13 protein-coding genes, 1 tRNA gene and 1 pseudogene are annotated in these 15,748 nt (G+C 43.3%); 8 read left to right on the forward strand and 7 right to left on the reverse strand.

Features of this window, described 5'->3' with window-relative positions:
* Positions 1 to 48 precede the first annotated feature (48 nt).
* The 3 genes from L2703_RS17815 to L2703_RS17825 form a co-directional block, all read right to left on the reverse strand.
* Complete coding sequence (locus tag L2703_RS17815) at positions 49 to 1,473, reverse strand: site-specific integrase (protein WP_248972375.1); 1,425 nt, start codon at positions 1,471 to 1,473, stop codon at positions 49 to 51.
* A 95-nt stretch (positions 1,474 to 1,568) separates the two neighbouring features.
* Positions 1,569 to 1,658 (reverse strand) — tRNA-Ser (locus L2703_RS17820).
* Positions 1,659 to 1,858: 200 nt separating this feature from the next.
* Complete coding sequence (locus tag L2703_RS17825) at positions 1,859 to 4,009, reverse strand: M3 family metallopeptidase (protein WP_248972376.1); 2,151 nt, start codon at positions 4,007 to 4,009, stop codon at positions 1,859 to 1,861.
* A gap of 323 nt (positions 4,010 to 4,332) precedes the next feature.
* Here L2703_RS17825 and L2703_RS17830 point away from each other — a divergent pair, with 323 nt between their 5' ends.
* Entirely contained in the window at positions 4,333 to 4,593 is a 261-nt protein-coding gene (locus tag L2703_RS17830; protein WP_248972377.1) for a DUF5062 family protein, read from the forward strand.
* Between the two features lie 83 nt (positions 4,594 to 4,676).
* Here L2703_RS17830 and L2703_RS17835 read toward each other — a convergent pair whose 3' ends face one another.
* Positions 4,677 to 5,339 (reverse strand): DUF3157 family protein, encoded by a 663-nt coding sequence (locus L2703_RS17835; protein WP_248972378.1) that lies wholly within the window; start codon positions 5,337 to 5,339, stop codon positions 4,677 to 4,679.
* A gap of 313 nt (positions 5,340 to 5,652) precedes the next feature.
* Here L2703_RS17835 and hcp point away from each other — a divergent pair, with 313 nt between their 5' ends.
* A complete protein-coding gene (hcp, locus tag L2703_RS17840; protein ID WP_248972379.1) occupies positions 5,653 to 7,311 on the forward strand; it encodes a hydroxylamine reductase in 1,659 nt (552 codons plus the stop codon).
* Between the two features lie 113 nt (positions 7,312 to 7,424).
* A complete protein-coding gene (locus L2703_RS17845; protein ID WP_248972380.1) occupies positions 7,425 to 8,618 on the forward strand; it encodes an FAD-binding oxidoreductase in 1,194 nt (397 codons plus the stop codon).
* Between the two features lie 110 nt (positions 8,619 to 8,728).
* Here L2703_RS17845 and L2703_RS17850 read toward each other — a convergent pair whose 3' ends face one another.
* Positions 8,729 to 9,265, reverse strand: coding sequence for a GNAT family N-acetyltransferase (locus L2703_RS17850; protein WP_248972381.1), 537 nt, complete (start codon positions 9,263 to 9,265; stop codon positions 8,729 to 8,731).
* A 433-nt stretch (positions 9,266 to 9,698) separates the two neighbouring features.
* On the opposite strand from L2703_RS17850, the gene L2703_RS17855 reads away from it, so the two are divergent.
* Positions 9,699 to 10,208: a peptidylprolyl isomerase gene (locus tag L2703_RS17855; RefSeq protein ID WP_248972382.1), complete on the forward strand. Its 510-nt coding sequence runs from the start codon at positions 9,699 to 9,701 to the stop codon at positions 10,206 to 10,208.
* A gap of 120 nt (positions 10,209 to 10,328) precedes the next feature.
* On the opposite strand, the gene L2703_RS17860 is transcribed toward L2703_RS17855, so the two are convergent.
* Entirely contained in the window at positions 10,329 to 11,537 is a 1,209-nt protein-coding gene (locus L2703_RS17860) for a porin (protein WP_248972383.1), read from the reverse strand.
* 340 nt (positions 11,538 to 11,877) lie between these two features.
* On the opposite strand from L2703_RS17860, the gene L2703_RS17865 reads away from it, so the two are divergent.
* On the forward strand, positions 11,878 to 13,341 hold the full coding sequence (locus L2703_RS17865) for an MBL fold metallo-hydrolase RNA specificity domain-containing protein (RefSeq protein WP_248972384.1): 1,464 nt from the start codon (positions 11,878 to 11,880) through the stop codon (positions 13,339 to 13,341).
* 21 nt (positions 13,342 to 13,362) lie between these two features.
* On the opposite strand, the gene L2703_RS17870 is transcribed toward L2703_RS17865, so the two are convergent.
* Complete coding sequence (locus L2703_RS17870) at positions 13,363 to 13,698, reverse strand: winged helix-turn-helix transcriptional regulator (RefSeq protein WP_248972385.1); 336 nt, start codon at positions 13,696 to 13,698, stop codon at positions 13,363 to 13,365.
* A 105-nt stretch (positions 13,699 to 13,803) separates the two neighbouring features.
* On the opposite strand from L2703_RS17870, the gene L2703_RS17875 reads away from it, so the two are divergent.
* From L2703_RS17875 to L2703_RS17885, 3 genes and pseudogenes are all read left to right on the forward strand, one after another.
* Positions 13,804 to 14,571: an SDR family NAD(P)-dependent oxidoreductase gene (locus L2703_RS17875; RefSeq protein WP_248972386.1), complete on the forward strand. Its 768-nt coding sequence runs from the start codon at positions 13,804 to 13,806 to the stop codon at positions 14,569 to 14,571.
* A gap of 192 nt (positions 14,572 to 14,763) precedes the next feature.
* A complete protein-coding gene (locus L2703_RS17880; protein WP_248972387.1) occupies positions 14,764 to 15,288 on the forward strand; it encodes a DUF3087 domain-containing protein in 525 nt (174 codons plus the stop codon).
* A gap of 38 nt (positions 15,289 to 15,326) precedes the next feature.
* Positions 15,327 to 15,519, forward strand: a pseudogene (locus tag L2703_RS17885) (LLM class flavin-dependent oxidoreductase); the annotation flags it as partial.
* Positions 15,520 to 15,748: the final 229 nt, after the last annotated feature.

Raw genomic sequence — 15,748 nt, forward strand, 5'->3', positions numbered from 1 at the left:
TCTACGGTTGAGCTTTTCAGCAAAAATCCTCTCATATAATCCCACTTCTTATACTGGTAGAAATAGATTCAATGTGTAACTGACTTTATCCACCACAGGTTTGAGTGTTTTTACATCATATTGCTTGCCGTATCGTCCATAGGTGATGTTGTGATAAACGTGTCCAACAAGCTGTGCCACCATCGACTCTTCGATTTGCAGTTGCTTAAGCTCATCAATAAAGGTGTGACGGAATGAATAGGCTGTAGGTCGTTTACCTGCAACAAAGTGAAGTTGGTCGAGTAATTTGCCAAATTCACGGCAGAACTTATGTGACCAAACGCCATCACTACTAGGTTGGTAATGAAATAACGGGTTGCTTGTTAATTGACTGTTTTTTGATGTTCGGTCATTAATGGTTTGAACGAAATCAATAAAACCAAGCTCAATTAGCTTTTGATGCAGCGGAACGGTTCGCTTTGACTGTGCAGTCTTGAGCTGTTGGCTCATGCCCTCATTGGTGACGTGAATGACGCTGATACCATCGATTACGGTTATATCATTGCTGTGTAGCTGACAGGCTTCAGAAGGTCGCAAACCGTGATACAGCATCAATAGTGTTATCCATTTAAAGTCAGGGTGTTTATCAATAAAGTCTTGTGATTGCAGTACGTGTTTTAGTTGCTCTGGTTGCCAGCGCTGACGCGCTAAATCATGTCCAGCCTGGTTACTTGGCTTGGACAGTTTCACCTCATCAAACGGGTTAGCGCTGGTGTAGCGCATCAATTTGCACCATTTAAAGAACTGCGACACCGCTGCTAGGTAGTCTTTGTTACTTTTGTGGCTTCTGCCCTCTTCAAGTAAACAATCCTTGTATTCCATCGCCTCAGCGCTGGTAATGTCGAATACATCATCTAGGTGAGCTCTTTCAATAAAGTGGCCTATACGTTGATTAAGCTGCTTTACCGTTAACACTGAGACAGACTGCTTTTGTTTGGAGTTAATAAACTTAATTAGTGCATCCGATAATGTGACGTTAGCGACTGAATTTGTTTGTTTTTTACTACCCGAACTTTTTGATAACGCCAAGTTTGTTGGTGAGGGATAATTGTCATATGTCGCACTATTATGTGCTAATTGCGTTGGTCGAGTGGGAATAAACTGAATGATTTCCCGCACAGGTTTGGCCTTATCATCAAGCGTATCGGTTATCCCAACAAAGCCTACACGGGCATCATTAATCAATTGATTAACGTGTGCTTTAAACGCATCTGGCTGTGATTGTGGGGTTAAGTTGCTGATTAATGGCCGTAAGATACCCGCAACGACAAGATTACGGCCTATCGCGATTGAGCGCTGTTTAGTGAGCAGGGATACTTTGATGTCGGCAGAGAAGCCTTTATCACGCAGATAAGCAGGCAACACCATGCGGGTGTAATAGGTACAATTTGTGGCTCTACTCTCTACAAAATCGGGTACATATGTCTCAGTCATCCGTTTTCCTGAGAATGTGCCCTATCTTAAACATAAGCCAGATGCTATAAAGCAAAAAAGCCATTGATTATCAATGGCTTTTTCACTTTAGAATGTGGCGGAGGGATAGGGATTTGAACCCTAGAACGGGGTAAACCGTTGCCGGTTTTCAAGACCGGTGCATTCGACCACTCTGCCATCCCTCCGAACGGTGTGAATAATAAGGGTATTCTAAAAAATGTAAAGTCTTGATGTGCTCAATGGCGCAACAATTGTGCAAAATGACACAAAAAGTATTGTGTTTGCATAATATTTACACTTTTAATTCGATTAATTGATTAGGTTATCTGCCTTTGCAATTAATCATCCTCTCTCAAGTTTGAGAGAGGATGTCACCTGGTAACGATTAGTGCACTAAACCACGACGCTTTAATAGGGCGTCTGTTGATGGTTTTTTGCCGGCAAAGTCGATGTAGCTTTGCATGAGGTCTTGGCTATTGCCTTTTGACAACACGGCATCACGGTATTTTTGACCGTTTTGTTCAGTGAGTCCGCCATGAGCCATCATGTAAGCAAACGAGTCTGCTGCTAGCACTTCGGTCCACAGGTAGGCGTAGTAACCCGCTGAGTAACCGCCGCCGAAGCTGTGGCTAAAGTAGGTGGTTTTATAGCGTGGTGCAATTGGGCCGTAGTCGAGCCCGTGTTTGGCTAGCGCTTGTTTTTCAAAGGCGGCGACATCGGTGATTTCAGTGCCAGCAGCAATTGAGTGCCATTCCATATCAAGCAGTGCAGCGGCTAGGTATTCAACGGTGCCAAAGCCTTGGTTAAAGGTGTGTGCTTTTAATACTTTAGCCAGTAGCTCAGCAGGAATAGGCTCGCCAGTTTGGTAATGTTTAGCGTAGTTTGCTAACACGGCAGGGTCGATGCTCCAGTCTTCGTTAGCTTGTGATGGAAATTCAACAAAGTCACGCGCGGTTAATGTGCCCGCAAGGCTTGGGTAGTTAACCTGTGAATATAAGCCGTGGATTGCGTGGCCAAACTCGTGGAATAGGGTGCTCACTTCGTCAAAGGTTAACAGCGTTGGCTGACCTTCGGCGGGTTTTGGCACGTTAAGCGCGTTATACACTACTGGTTTAGTGTTTTTTAAGAATGACTGGCTAACAAACTCATCCATCCATGCGCCACCACGTTTACCAGGACGGGCGTACATATCTAAATAGAATAAACCAATTGAGCTGCCATCTTTATTAAACAGCTCATAACCGGTGACATCGTTATGCCAAACGGGTAGGTCGGTGCGTGGTTTAACGGTAATGCCGTACAGTTTATTCATGGCGAAAAACAGGCCATCGTTAAGGACGGTGTTCATTTCAAAGTAGGGCTTAACTTGGCTGTCGTCGATGTCGTATTTGGCTGCACGCACTTTTTCTGCGTAGTAGGCCCAGTCCCACGGCTCTAGCGTGAAGTCTTTACCGTCTTTTACTATTTCGGCTTGAATGTCTGCCGCTTCAACTTTGGCTTTTACTAGCGCTTTTGGTGCTAGGTCGTCAAGAATGCCATAAACCGCTTCTGGGGTTTTAGCCATTTGATCGCCAGTGGAATAGGCTGCCCATGTTGGGTAGCCTAATAGTTTTGCTTTTTCGGCACGCAGCTGGGCTATCTTAATATTAAGTGGGCTATTTGTGTCCATAGCGCGATACGCTGATGTTTCCCATAGCTTTTTACGTAGCTCGCGGTTTTTAAGGCTAGATAATAACGGTTGGGTTGTGGTGTTGACTAAGGTGATCATGTAACCGGTTTTGCCAGCGGCTTTTGCTGCTGCGGCTAATGATGCAATGTCATTGTCTGATAAGCCATCAAGCATGGCTTTGTCTTCAATAATAATCACGTCATCTTGAAATGACTTTAATACGTTTTGTGAAAAGCTGGTTTCAAGTTTTGCCAGTTCACCGTTAAGTTGACGCATTTGTGCTTTATCGTCGGCAGATAGCTCTGCCCCTGCACGCACAAAACGGTCGTAGTACACTTCAACTAAGCGTAAGTCTTCGCCTGTTAAGGCCGCTTTGTTTTTGTAAATGGCTTGAATACGAGCAAATAGTTTTTCATCTAGGTAGATATTGTCCATGTGCGCCGTTAATTTAGGCACAATTTGCGCTTCAACACTGATGAAGTTGTCATCTGAAATTAAGCCATTAAGGTTGAAAAACACCCGCTGAGTACGATCTAAAATAGCACCGGTTTTTTCAAGTGCGACAACGGTGTTTTCGAACGTTGGTGCGTCAGTATTATTGGTAATTGCCGCGATTTCAGTTTTGTGCTCTTCCATGCCTTGTTCAAAGGCAGGTAAAAAGTCACCGGCTTTAAATTTGTCAAATTGCGGAGCCATGTATTGCAATGGACTTGGAACTAGTAGTGCATTGTCGGCCGCCGCAGGTGCTTGAGTGGCAGGTGCTTCTGTGGTGGTTTTACTTGCCATCGCGGTGTCTGACGATGGCTCTGAACATGCACTAAGCATCAATGCCGCACTAACGGCAGTGGTAATAAGCGTTTTACGCATTGAAATATCCTTGGGCTCCGCCCGTTTGAAGTGTTTTTATGCTTTTCTACAGTTGATGTTGTATTAAGCCGTGAAATAAAAACAGAATGAAATAGTACCAAACTCATATTGTGTCATGCTTATCGGTTTGGTTTAGCCATATACAATAACAAGCCAGCGCCTTTGCGCCTAGATTTATGGGGTTAATTGAGCGCTAAATTTTGTAACTAAACTTGCTAATCGTGACATTTGTTAATGTTTGGGTCATTGAGTTCACTATTGTTGTGGCTATTTGCAGATATTCACGTAGTTTAAAGGGATAAAAGGCACTATGAGGGCAACAGATGAAAGCTGGTAAGCATGATACCCAATTGCTCAAGCTTGCAATGGAAATTGGGGTGGGCTACGCGCAAAAACGTGGTTTTGCTGATTTTGGTAAAGGGATATCCCCTAAAGATAAAGTGGAATGTATTTACCGTTTGTTAGTGCAAGATAAGCTAATACAACCACTAGCTGAAGACAAAGACGACGGCCCTAATCGTAAACATAAATTGATATTATGGATAAGTAAGCAGTTACCTAAAGATCATGAATTATTGAACTAAATCCGTTTTTTGTTTCACAAGCCCAAATGAATTGGTATTTCATTTGGGCTTGTTGTCTTTAGGGCTTGTGTAGCAGTTCATTATTAACGTGATTCGATTTCAACTATTTTTAAGCTGATTAACTGCTTTTGCCACTGCTGCTGATTAACACCTTCTACCCACAATACTGGCGATTGACGGTGCTGGCCTTTACGCAGGTAAGTTTCTGGCATTCGGAAAATGGCTTCCCATGCTTCAAGCTTTTCTGTTTTGAGCAAGGCACCATTGTCATCGTAAAAACTCACTTCAACTTCAACAATTGTGACATGTTCATTACTGGTGCTGTCAAAATCGAACACTAAACCCAGCTTATCGCCTTTCCATTTTGTGTCTGCAAGGGTGATTTTAATGCCCTCTTTTGTTGTGCTGGCAAGTAATTCTGGTTGTGCCATTGCGCTAGCGGTGAGTCGAGTGGTGCTGTCTGTTGCTGAGGCCGCTTCAGTGGGTGTGACGGTATTGGTTTGTTGGGCTGCAGTAGCACTAATGTTTGCAACAGAAGTATCGGCAACTTTGGTTGCGATCGCTGGAGCATTGATCGTTGTTGGCGCAGAGACAGTTTCGGTGATGATGTATTCCCAAGTGAAGTCATCTTTTAAGCGAACATTGGCGCCATTTTCTAGGGTGATTACCGCCACATCGGCAGCCATTGCCGCAGGAGTCAGTACTAAAAAAAGGGCTGATGCAATGGTATTAAGTTTGGTTTTCATCGAGTCATCCTGTTCGAAGGCGATTATTATTTTGAGTCAAGTTAGGTTAAGTTTACGTGCTTTTATGGCTTAAATGGAAAAAATTTTAAAGGCGATTTTCATCACTAGCGAGTAGCCAAAGCTCAGTTGTTTTGGATGTTTTAACCATGCAGTAGTGGCTAACAATGACATTTATATTAGCAATCGCTTAAAGTGATTTGGCTCATAAAATGCAACATTACTCGTAAAAATGGGTTTAGATTTACACAGTAAAGAGTAAACTCGTTTATAACATGTAAAATTTATACATGATTTAAATTTGAGGAGTAGGGTTATGTTTTGTGTGCAATGTGAGCAAACCATTAGAACACCAGCAGGCAACGGCTGTAGTTACTCGCAAGGTATGTGTGGCAAGTTGGCGTCAACGTCTGATATTCAAGACTTATTAATTTATATGCTACAGGGTGTGTCGGCTTACGCTGTTAAAGCGCGTGAGTTTGGCATTATTGATAGCACCATCGACACCTTTGTGCCTAAGGCCTTTTTTGCCACGTTAACTAACGTAAACTTCGATGATGAACGCTTAATTGATTATGCCTACCAGGCACAAACGTATCGTGACCAATTAAAAGCGGCTTACATTGCGGCCTGTAAAGGCAAAGGCGTTGAACCTGAAATGGTGAGCGCTCAAGGCGAGTTATTGCTTGCCACTTCTAAGCCTGAAATTTTAGCCCAAGCGCCAGTGGCATTACTTAATCGCGGTGACGTGCACGAAGATATTTTAGGGTTACGCCTATTATGCTTATATGGCTTAAAAGGTGCCGCAGCTTATATGGAGCATGCTCGCGTACTTGATCAAACTGACGTAGATGTCGCTGCTGAATTCCATCAAATTATGGCGTTTTTAGGTGAAGACTCAGTTGATGCAGACAAGTTGTTTGCCACTGCAATGCAAATTGGCCAATTAAACTATCGCATTATGGCGATGTTAGATTTAGGCGAAACCACTGCCTTTGGCCACCCTGAACCAACACAAGTTAATACCAAGTCTGTTAAAGGTAAGGCAATTTTAGTGTCTGGCCACGACATGAAAGACTTAGAGCTCATCCTTGAGCAAACCGCAGGTAAAGGCATTAATGTGTTTACCCATGGTGAAATGTTACCTGCATTGGCGTATCCAGCCTTTAAAAAGTACCCGCATTTAGTGGGTAACTACGGTAGCGCTTGGCAAAACCAGCAAAAAGAATTTGGTACCTTCCCTGGTGCCGTGGTGATGACCTCAAACTGTATTATTGACCCTAATGTGGGTGAATACTCAGACCGTATCTTCACTCGTAGCATTGTGGGCTGGCCGGGTGTAACGCACGTTGAGGGTGAAGACTTTAGCGTGGTGATTAACAAAGCACTTGAACTTGAAGGTTTTGCTTACGATGAAATTCCTCACATGATCACCATTGGTTTTGCGCGCAATGCATTAATGGCTGCGGCACCAACGGTTGTTGAAAACGTTAAAAACGGTTCAATTAAGCATTTCTTCTTAATTGGTGGGTGTGATGGCGACAAAGCAGAGCGTAGCTACTTTACCGATTTAGCCAAGTCTGTGCCTGACGATTCAATTATTTTGACCTTAGGCTGCGGTAAGTACAAATTCAATAAATTGGAATTTGGCGACATCAATGGTGTGCCACGTTTACTCGATGTGGGCCAATGTAACGATGCTTACTCAGCGATTCAGTTAGCGTTAGCGTTAAAAGATATTTTTGAGTGCGACCTTAACGATTTACCATTGAGTTTAGTGCTGTCTTGGTTTGAGCAAAAAGCGATTGTGGTGTTGTTAACCTTGCTTTCTCTTGGGGTTAAAAACATTCGTACTGGCCCAAGTGCACCTGGGTTCTTAACTGAAAATCTTGCTAACATTCTTGAGCAACAATTTGGTTTACGTACCACAACTGATGTTGAGTCAGATTTAAAAGCGATGATGAAAGTGGCGTAATCAGCCCTTAAAATCGTGCACGTAAATTAGTTTGCGTGCACGATAACGATTAAAGGCGATAAGGCATTGTCCTTATCGCTACCTCTCTTGTTTACTGCGTTAAAGGTATCAAAATGAGTACAACTCCCTCTGTCGGTTTTTCTTTTTCACAAGCGCTTTCTGCTCAGGCGGCAAAACCTGCTCCTACTGTGAGCGAGCCTGCAGCAAAAGTAGAGCCTGCTAGCGTGTCGCCGCAAGCATTATTAGCTGCCGACAGTTGGCAACGAGGAGAGGTGCAACTGCGCTGTGTTGAAAAATGGAACGAAACCCACGATGTAGTCAGCTTTCGATTTCAGGGGTTAACACCAGTTAAATTTAATTTCAAACCCGGGCAGTTTATTACCTTTAAACTCGATATTAACGGCGTTAAAACCTATCGTAGCTACACTATTTCATCGTCACCTTCGCGGCCTTTTTCATTAATGGTAACCATTAAAAAGATTGCGGGCGGTGTGGTGTCTAATTATTTAACTGAGTCGCTTAATGTGGGCGATGAAGTCACCGTAACAGGGCCTGATGGGGTATTTAATTTAGTCGACATCACTGCTGATAAGTATTTGTTTTTAAGTGCTGGTTGTGGCGTAACACCCATGCATTCTATGTCGCGCTGGTTATGCGATACCACTACAGACAGTGATATTGCCTTTGTGCACAGCGCTAAAAGTGTCAATGATGTGATATTTGCTGATTCAATGGCGTCAATGGCATCACGCAGTCAGCAGTTTACTCTTAATTATGTGCTTGAGTCTGCTGACAACCAGCACCTGCTCATTGACAAACATGCGCAAACCGGTTGTGCAACGGGGCGGTTAACCCTAGAGGCGTTAACTAAATGGGTTCCCGATTATCAGCAACGTACGGTATTTGTGTGTGGCCCAGAACCTTACATGGCCGCCGTAAAATTACTGCTGCAAGCCGCTGAATTTGATATGACACAGTTTCACCAAGAAAGCTTTGGTGACAGTAGCGCAATGGGCATAAAAGCGGCAACCGAGAGTGCAGCATCAACCGAGCAGTTTATGTTGCGCATTGGCGATAAAGACATTGCATTAACGGGCGTTCAAACCTTATTAGAAGGTATAGAGTCTGCCAAGTTACCGATTATTGCTGCGTGTCGCTCTGGCGTATGTGGCGCATGTAAATGCCAAGTGGTGTCTGGCACGGTAACATCAACCAGCAAAATGACACTAACCGCAGACGAAATTGCCGCCGGTTTTGTGTTGGCCTGTTCAACTAAGCTCACTTCAGATGTGCAGTTGAAAATGTAAGAGTCGTTAGACAGGGTTAACTCATAAAAATCCCTTAGATAGTGGCGCTATTGAGGGATTTCTATATAAGTAAACTTAAGGTGATGATGACTTGCAGTGGCTGCTCTGGATTAGCCTTTTTTCGCTGATTTATTAGCCTTGAGTGAAATAACATACCGATTAACGTTACATTCGCCTTCTTGATACTGCGAGTGATAGGTCATCCCAAGCTTAATGACAACGTTAATTGAGCCCTGATTAGCGTCAACCACATCGGCATAAACTGTGTCTAAATCCATGTGCTTTTTGGCATAATCAATACAAGCTTGGTTGGCTTCGGTGGCTAGGCCAATTCCCCAATAATCGGGGTGCAAGCGATAGCCAATATCAACTGCATTAATGCGCGTCTCATTTTTAAAACCGCAAAAACCAATCACGGTATTGGTGTCTTTAACGACGACCGCCCAGCGGCCAAAACCATACTGTTGATATTCCACCAACCAAATATTGCGGATGATGTTTTCGGCATCGGTCAACGTGGTGCATACGCCAGCATCGCCGGTATATCGATTCACCTCTTTTGGGGTGTTAAAGTTTAATACCTCGGGGGCATCGGCAAGGGTAAATTCTCGGATAATGAGCCTTGGTGTTTCGGTAATCACTTTCATTGGCTTCCCTTATTTTTATGATGCATTGGCCAGTGTCGACTCTGGCAATGCGCTACCATCTTTGCATTAAAGTCAATTTGCACCAGATTACAAATTAACGATCCTTACGGGGGCGTGCGATGACACACATTACAATGGATTTATTTAACCTGAACTCGGAATAAGGGTTGAACTTATGCCATTTAAAATCAACACGTTAATCATCTCGCTTTCAAGCTTGTTATTTGTCTTACTAACAAGGCGAATTGACCCGTCAATAGTTAGCCTATTGTCAGTCGATTCAACGCAGTTAGCAGGGCAAAGGACTGTTTGAACGGTGTTTATTATCCCGAGCTCAGATTATTTAATCAAACAGTGTAATAAACTCAAACGGGGCAGTCACAATAGCGGCTATAATGGCCGTTATTATTGTGTTTAACCTTGTGGGCATTTTATGATTATTTTTAGCACCAACCTTGGCGACTTTACTGTAGAACTGGACATGGAACGCGCGCCAGTGACCTCAAAAAACTTTTTAAAGTATTGCCAGGATGGCTTTTATGAAGGCACGATTTTTCATCGGGTGATTAAAGGTTTTATGGTGCAGGGCGGTGGCTTAACCGCCAAAATGAAAGAAAAACCCACCCGTGCCCCCATTGCTAATGAAGCCAATAAAGGCCTTAAAAATGTGATTGGCACGTTAGCCATGGCACGAACCGATGCACCGCATTCGGCAACGGGGCAGTTTTTTATTAACGTGGCCAATAATGACTTTTTGGATCATACCGCCACTACCAATGCGGGTTGGGGTTATGCAGTGTTTGCAAAAGTGATTGCCGGTATGGAGGTGATCCAACAAATTGAGCAGGTTAAAACAACCACGGTTGCCGGCCATGAAGATGTACCGCGAGAGTCAATCGTGGTTGAAAAAGTCACTATTGTCGACGAAAAAACAGTGGCTTAAATGTGCCGTGTTGTTGGCTGATTGAATGGCAATAAAAAAGGTTCGACATCGCTGTCGAACCTTTTTTAATTTGCAGTTAAACGATAAAACCTAAGTCATATCAACTCGGTTTGCGGCATATTAAAGAGTGTAACGAATACCAATGGCGACACCGTCGTCTTCAGACAGTTCCATTCTTGCTTGTTGATCTTTATCGTTGCTTGTAAAGTCGCTGTAATCACGACGCACTTCTAAATACACTACAGTTTCTGGGTTAAATACGTAATGTAGCCCCATTACCACAAACTGACGCTTAAATTCGTCTTCTGGATCGGCATTGTAGTTAGGTTGGATAACATAGTCGTTACCCGCATCTAAAATGTTGTATGACACAAAAGTACGGATGTTGTTGTCAAACATGTACGAGAATAACGACTCTACACCGACCGATTTATCAATTAAACGGCCAATGTTATCTGTGTCGTGGTTTTCGTTTTTGTTGATGTTAGCTGAGGCATAAAAACCGTTTTGATCAAAGTTACCCCAGGTGGCACTCACACCGTAAATGATATCTTCAGCGGTAGAGGTGTTACCGTTACCAAAGGTCACATCAAATTCACCACGGTTAACACCCGCAGCTAAAACGAGTTTGTCTGTTGCTTGGTAAGTTATTGAGCCGCCATAAGTGTAGTTGTACTCAACTTTTTGAGCTTCAGTTGCGCCTGTTGTCCATAAATCTTCACATGCGTCTTGTGTGATATCTTCAAAGTCACATGTATAAAACTCGCTGTTTTTTAGCTGTACTTGCACGGCAAAACTGATGTCGTTAAAGCTGTTACGGTACTGCACCGTTTTGTCGCCACGACCCACACCGTTTACGGCGCCATCATCTTTGTTGTACGTGTAAACACCAGCTGTGTTACCGTCCCAAACAAAACCGTAGTTTGTGCCATATACCACGTCATACCAAGCACCCCATTGCTTGCCAATTGTGATACTGCCGTAGGTGTCATGTGCAAGACCGGCATAACCTAAACGGTTATAAAAAAACTCATCTTGAATTGACTCAAAGCGGTTGTTGTAAACAATGTCTGTGCTGCCTACAGGGTTAACACCCCATTCTAATTTTGCAAATGCATTCCAGCCATTTTGTAATTGACGAGCAAAACCAAAATTAATGCGTGACGCGCCGTTAACGACTTCAGTTTCACCCTGAGTGTTAATCACACGTGCGTCGACAAAACCACCAATGCTCACGGCATTGACATCGTCTTTAAAAATTTCGGTGGCTGAAACCGAAGGTGCAATTAACACTGTTGAAATCAATGCTGCAACTAACGTCTTGTTCATTTTCATCTCTTGTCTTGTTGTTTGAGTAAGCACAGTCTAGTCCATTAATACTTCTTCTCCATTGAGGAGGCGCAGAGTAGCAAATCCTGTTTAGACTCCAAAGTGAAATATGCTCAAAAATAGCGATATAGCACATAAATTTCACGGTTTAGTAAATTAGTAAAATTAAGTGTTAACAGTAGGTTAACTTGTTTGCTTGGTTGTTAACGTGTGGTTATATATGCATTGATGGTGCATTTTTATTTAGTTGTGATTTTTGTGCGTTTATTTGATGTGGATCGCTACATTATTTTGTCAATGACATACGCTTAATTAAGTGAAGGTGATTAAGGAGGTTGTTATGCACATGACATTGCAGTTTTTGGGGGCGACTGAAGAAGTCACTGGCTCATGCCACTTACTGACGGTAGGTGGGCAGCCAGTATTACTTGATTGTGGGTTAATTCAAGGAGGTAAAGCTGACGAACTGCGTAATTATGACCCTTTTCCATTTGACCCTGCTCAAGTCCATGCTGTGGTATTAAGCCATGCGCATATTGACCATTCAGGACGCTTGCCCTATTTGGTTAAACAAGGGTTTACTGGGCCAATTTATACCCAGCGCGCCACGGCACAGTTGTGCAATATTATGCTGCGTGATGCGGCAATGCTGCAAGAGCGCGACACTGAAAGAAAAAATAAAAAGCGTGTTAAAAACGATTTAGAAGCACTCGAGCCACTTTTTACTGAAGACGATGTCGAGCAGGTATTGGCTCAGTTTGTGGTGGTCGATTATGGCCAGCGAGTCCAAGTGGCTGACGCTATTGAAGTGCGTTTGTCGGATGCGGGGCATATTCTCGGGTCGGCAATAGTTGAGTTGTGGCTTGGGCAGAAGCCTGAACAGAAAAAACTGGTTTTTAGCGGTGACTTAGGCCGTGCAGGCATGCCGATTTTAGATGACCCTACCTTTATCGAAAAGGCTGATCTTGTCCTGATGGAAAGCACCTACGGTAATCGTTTACACCGCAGCTGGCATGAAACCTTAGTTGAGCTTAAATCGATATTTAAAGCCACTATTAATCAAAGCCGCGGCAATATTTTAATTCCCGCTTTTTCGGTGGGTCGTGCACAAGAATTACTGTATTTGTTCCATTTATATGCCAAAGAATGGGATTTATCGCGTTGGCGTATTTGTTTAGACAGTCCAATGGCCATTAAAGCCACACAAGTCTACGTGAACAATTACCCCATATTGGACGATGACTTTAAGCGCTTTACTCGGATGTCGCCCGGCAATCATCCGTTATTGTCTTGCGCTGAGTTTGTAAGCAGTACAGAGGAGTCGATAGCACTAAATGACATTCACGAAGGATTAATTGTGATTGCGGGCAGCGGCATGTGTAATGGCGGCCGTATTCGTAACCATTTTGTGCATAATTTATGGCGTAAAGAGGCCAATATTATCATTTGTGGTTTTCAGGCGTTAGGCACACCGGGGCGCTTATTGGTGGATGGCGCTGAAGAGCTGACCATTCATGGCCAAAGTGTCAAAGTGGCTGCGCGTATTCACACCGTTGGGGGCTTGTCAGCCCATGCTGATCAGGCTGAGCTGTTGCGTTGGTATCATCACTTTGAAGACTCACCTGCCATTATATTGGTACATGGTGAGCCCGAGGCGCAAAAAGTGTTAATGGAAGCGCTTAATCAAGATGAGGCAACGCAACCCAAAAGTAGTGCCATTGCTCAGTGGGGCGACTGCTTAGATTTAACTGCATTGCCGGAGTTTGTGTGGCTTAATGCCGCCAGTGACACACCAGATGCCTAACGGGGCGACTGCCATTGCGGGTTAAGCATCAATTTCATTTTGCAGTTTTTCAATGTCGTCTAAAATGCGCATAAATTTTTGGCCAAACTCTGTTACCTCATACTCTACCCGTGGCGGTATTTCGGGATAATTGATCTTATTTAAAACCCCAAACTCGAGGTTTTTCTTTAAACATTGATTGAGCACCTTGGTGCTGAGCCCGTCAACCGATTTAACCATCTCACCGGGGCGATTAATGTTATTAGCGAGCAGCTGATACACGGTTAACGACCATTTGCAGCCGTAAATGGTTTCGACCATACGGGCTGACTTTTCGGGTGCGGTTTTGCGCGGAAATATTTTTTCGTTTGTATTCATTAATATGTACCTAAAAGTACCTATGGGACTAAATTGTACTTACTATTCAACTGGATAGTTTATCAATAAGCTTATCACACTTATTCGTAACTTAGGTGTGAACAAATGACAACATTAACCCAAAAAACGGCATTCATTATTGGTGGCAGCAGTGGTATTGGTTTTGAAACGGCTAAGCAATTAGTCACTCAAGGTGTTGTGACCATTATTGTGGGTAACAATGCGCAAAAGCTCGACGCTGCGGTTGCGCAGTTATCAACACTGGGCGAGGCTAGTGGCGTTCAAGCCAATTTATATGACGCAAATGATCTTAACCGCCTGCTCAGTATGATCGATGCAATGGATTGTAGTATTGATTATTTAGTTAATGCAGCAGGCTATTTCAACCCTAAGCCATTTTTAGCGCATCAGCTTAGTGATTACGACATCTACATGGAGCTGAACAAAGCGATGTTTGTGATTTCGCAAGCGGTTGCCAGAAACATGATTAAGCATGGCGGTGGCAGCATTGTTAATATTGGTTCTATGTGGGCTAAGCAAGCCATTAAAGCGACGCCATCGAGTGCTTATTCTATGGCAAAAGCGGGGTTACATGCACTGACTCAGCATATGGCGATGGAATTAGCAGAGCATAATATCCGTGTTAATGCCGTGTCGCCAGCGGTAGTGCACACGCCTATTTATGAAGCCTTTATTGAGCCTAATGACGTTGAAAGCGCATTAGCAGGTTTTAATGGATTTCACCCTATCGGCCGCATTGGTACAACTGTTGATGTTGCCAATAGCGTAACGTTTTTATTGTCTTCACAGGCGGCCTGGGTGACAGGCGCAATTTGGGATGTTGATGGCGGCGTAATGGCTGGCCGTAATTAACCTAAACCCTTAATCGGCTTAAAATTGTCGATTGATAAGATCATTCTTGTTATTACTGTAAGCCCTTAAATGATTGATGATTTAAGGGCTTGTGTCTTTTTATTCTGATTTAAATCTATTTACTCTTTTGTTCTGGCTTGGCTGCACGTTAAGCTATGCATAATTCTGTAGCGTGAAATGTGCGAGTAGCAAATGAAGTTAGTTAAAATAGATAAAAGCCAATACCGTTCGGTGAACAATCAAGTGCAAATCGGTTTAGTGGTCATACTGGCCATATTGTCGTTGGTGTTTGGTCAGTTAATGATTTATTTTTTTGGAGTTAAGCCGTTACCTGGTGCAGAGTCTACCGGGAATTTTCATCTTAATTTTACTGGGGTTATTTTGGCGTTAATGGTGTGCAGCCTGCTGGTGCGTAACTTGCGTGAAAAACCCAAGTTTTATGAAGTCTATTACGTGTGGCAACTTAAACAGCTGCAAAACAAAATTTTTCGTAAACTCAAAGCATTGCAACAAGCGGCCAAAGACAACAACCGTGATGCCTTAGTGATATTGAGCTTTTATTATCAAAGTTTGGCATTGGTTTACGAGTTAGACAACAATACCTTAACCATGTCTAACGTCAATAATGAGCTGGATAAACTGCAACAAGCTATTGATGCTGCGGGTTTTACGATTAACACCGACGAGTTCACTCAAGAGATGCTACAAGCTTTTTAAGCTGGTTTTTATTCCTCAAATAAGGAGCCATGATGTCAATATTGGCAGATATTCCTTTTTCGTTACTTGAGCTAGCGCCCATGCGCGAAGACGCGACAGTGTCATCAACTTTGCAAGGTAGTCTAGCTTATGCTCAGCATGCAGAAAGTTTGGGGTTTAATCGGTTTTGGTTAGCTGAACATCACAATATGCCGGGTATTATTTGCTCGGCCACATCCATTTTAATTGGGTTTATACCCAATCAACCTGAAGATCCGTGTTTCAGAGCTTCACCGTGTTTTCAATACTAGGCGCGTTAATGCGGTAATGTATGTACCTTATAAATTAACGCAACAACGTAGTGGAAACACGGTGAAACTCCCAAAGGGCAAGTTTTACACGCGTTTATGCTGCGTTATTGATTTAGGAAAGGGAATAACCATTACCCACAATCAATGCCTTGCCTAAACGCGTGTAAATT

This window comes from Shewanella basaltis (assembly GCF_023283885.1).
Classification (GTDB): domain Bacteria; phylum Pseudomonadota; class Gammaproteobacteria; order Enterobacterales; family Shewanellaceae; genus Shewanella; species Shewanella basaltis.

What these genes read in the sequence shown, in the direction of transcription:
- L2703_RS17850 (WP_248972381.1), bottom strand. Translation starts at nt 9,265, where the DNA reads ATGAAAGTGATTACCGAAACACCAAGGCTCATTATCCGAGAATTTACC.
- L2703_RS17860 (WP_248972383.1), bottom strand. Translation starts at nt 11,537, where the DNA reads ATGAACAAGACGTTAGTTGCAGCATTGATTTCAACAGTGTTAATTGCA.
- L2703_RS17870 (WP_248972385.1), bottom strand. Translation starts at nt 13,698, where the DNA reads ATGAATACAAACGAAAAAATATTTCCGCGCAAAACCGCACCCGAAAAG.
- L2703_RS17880 (WP_248972387.1), top strand. Translation starts at nt 14,764, where the DNA reads ATGAAGTTAGTTAAAATAGATAAAAGCCAATACCGTTCGGTGAACAAT.
- L2703_RS17875 (WP_248972386.1), top strand. Translation starts at nt 13,804, where the DNA reads ATGACAACATTAACCCAAAAAACGGCATTCATTATTGGTGGCAGCAGT.
- L2703_RS17830 (WP_248972377.1), top strand. Translation starts at nt 4,333, where the DNA reads ATGAAAGCTGGTAAGCATGATACCCAATTGCTCAAGCTTGCAATGGAA.
- L2703_RS17815 (WP_248972375.1), bottom strand. Translation starts at nt 1,473, where the DNA reads ATGACTGAGACATATGTACCCGATTTTGTAGAGAGTAGAGCCACAAAT.
- L2703_RS17865 (WP_248972384.1), top strand. Translation starts at nt 11,878, where the DNA reads ATGCACATGACATTGCAGTTTTTGGGGGCGACTGAAGAAGTCACTGGC.
- L2703_RS17825 (WP_248972376.1), bottom strand. Translation starts at nt 4,009, where the DNA reads ATGCGTAAAACGCTTATTACCACTGCCGTTAGTGCGGCATTGATGCTT.
- L2703_RS17835 (WP_248972378.1), bottom strand. Translation starts at nt 5,339, where the DNA reads ATGAAAACCAAACTTAATACCATTGCATCAGCCCTTTTTTTAGTACTG.
- L2703_RS17855 (WP_248972382.1), top strand. Translation starts at nt 9,699, where the DNA reads ATGATTATTTTTAGCACCAACCTTGGCGACTTTACTGTAGAACTGGAC.
- L2703_RS17845 (WP_248972380.1), top strand. Translation starts at nt 7,425, where the DNA reads ATGAGTACAACTCCCTCTGTCGGTTTTTCTTTTTCACAAGCGCTTTCT.
- hcp (WP_248972379.1), top strand. Translation starts at nt 5,653, where the DNA reads ATGTTTTGTGTGCAATGTGAGCAAACCATTAGAACACCAGCAGGCAAC.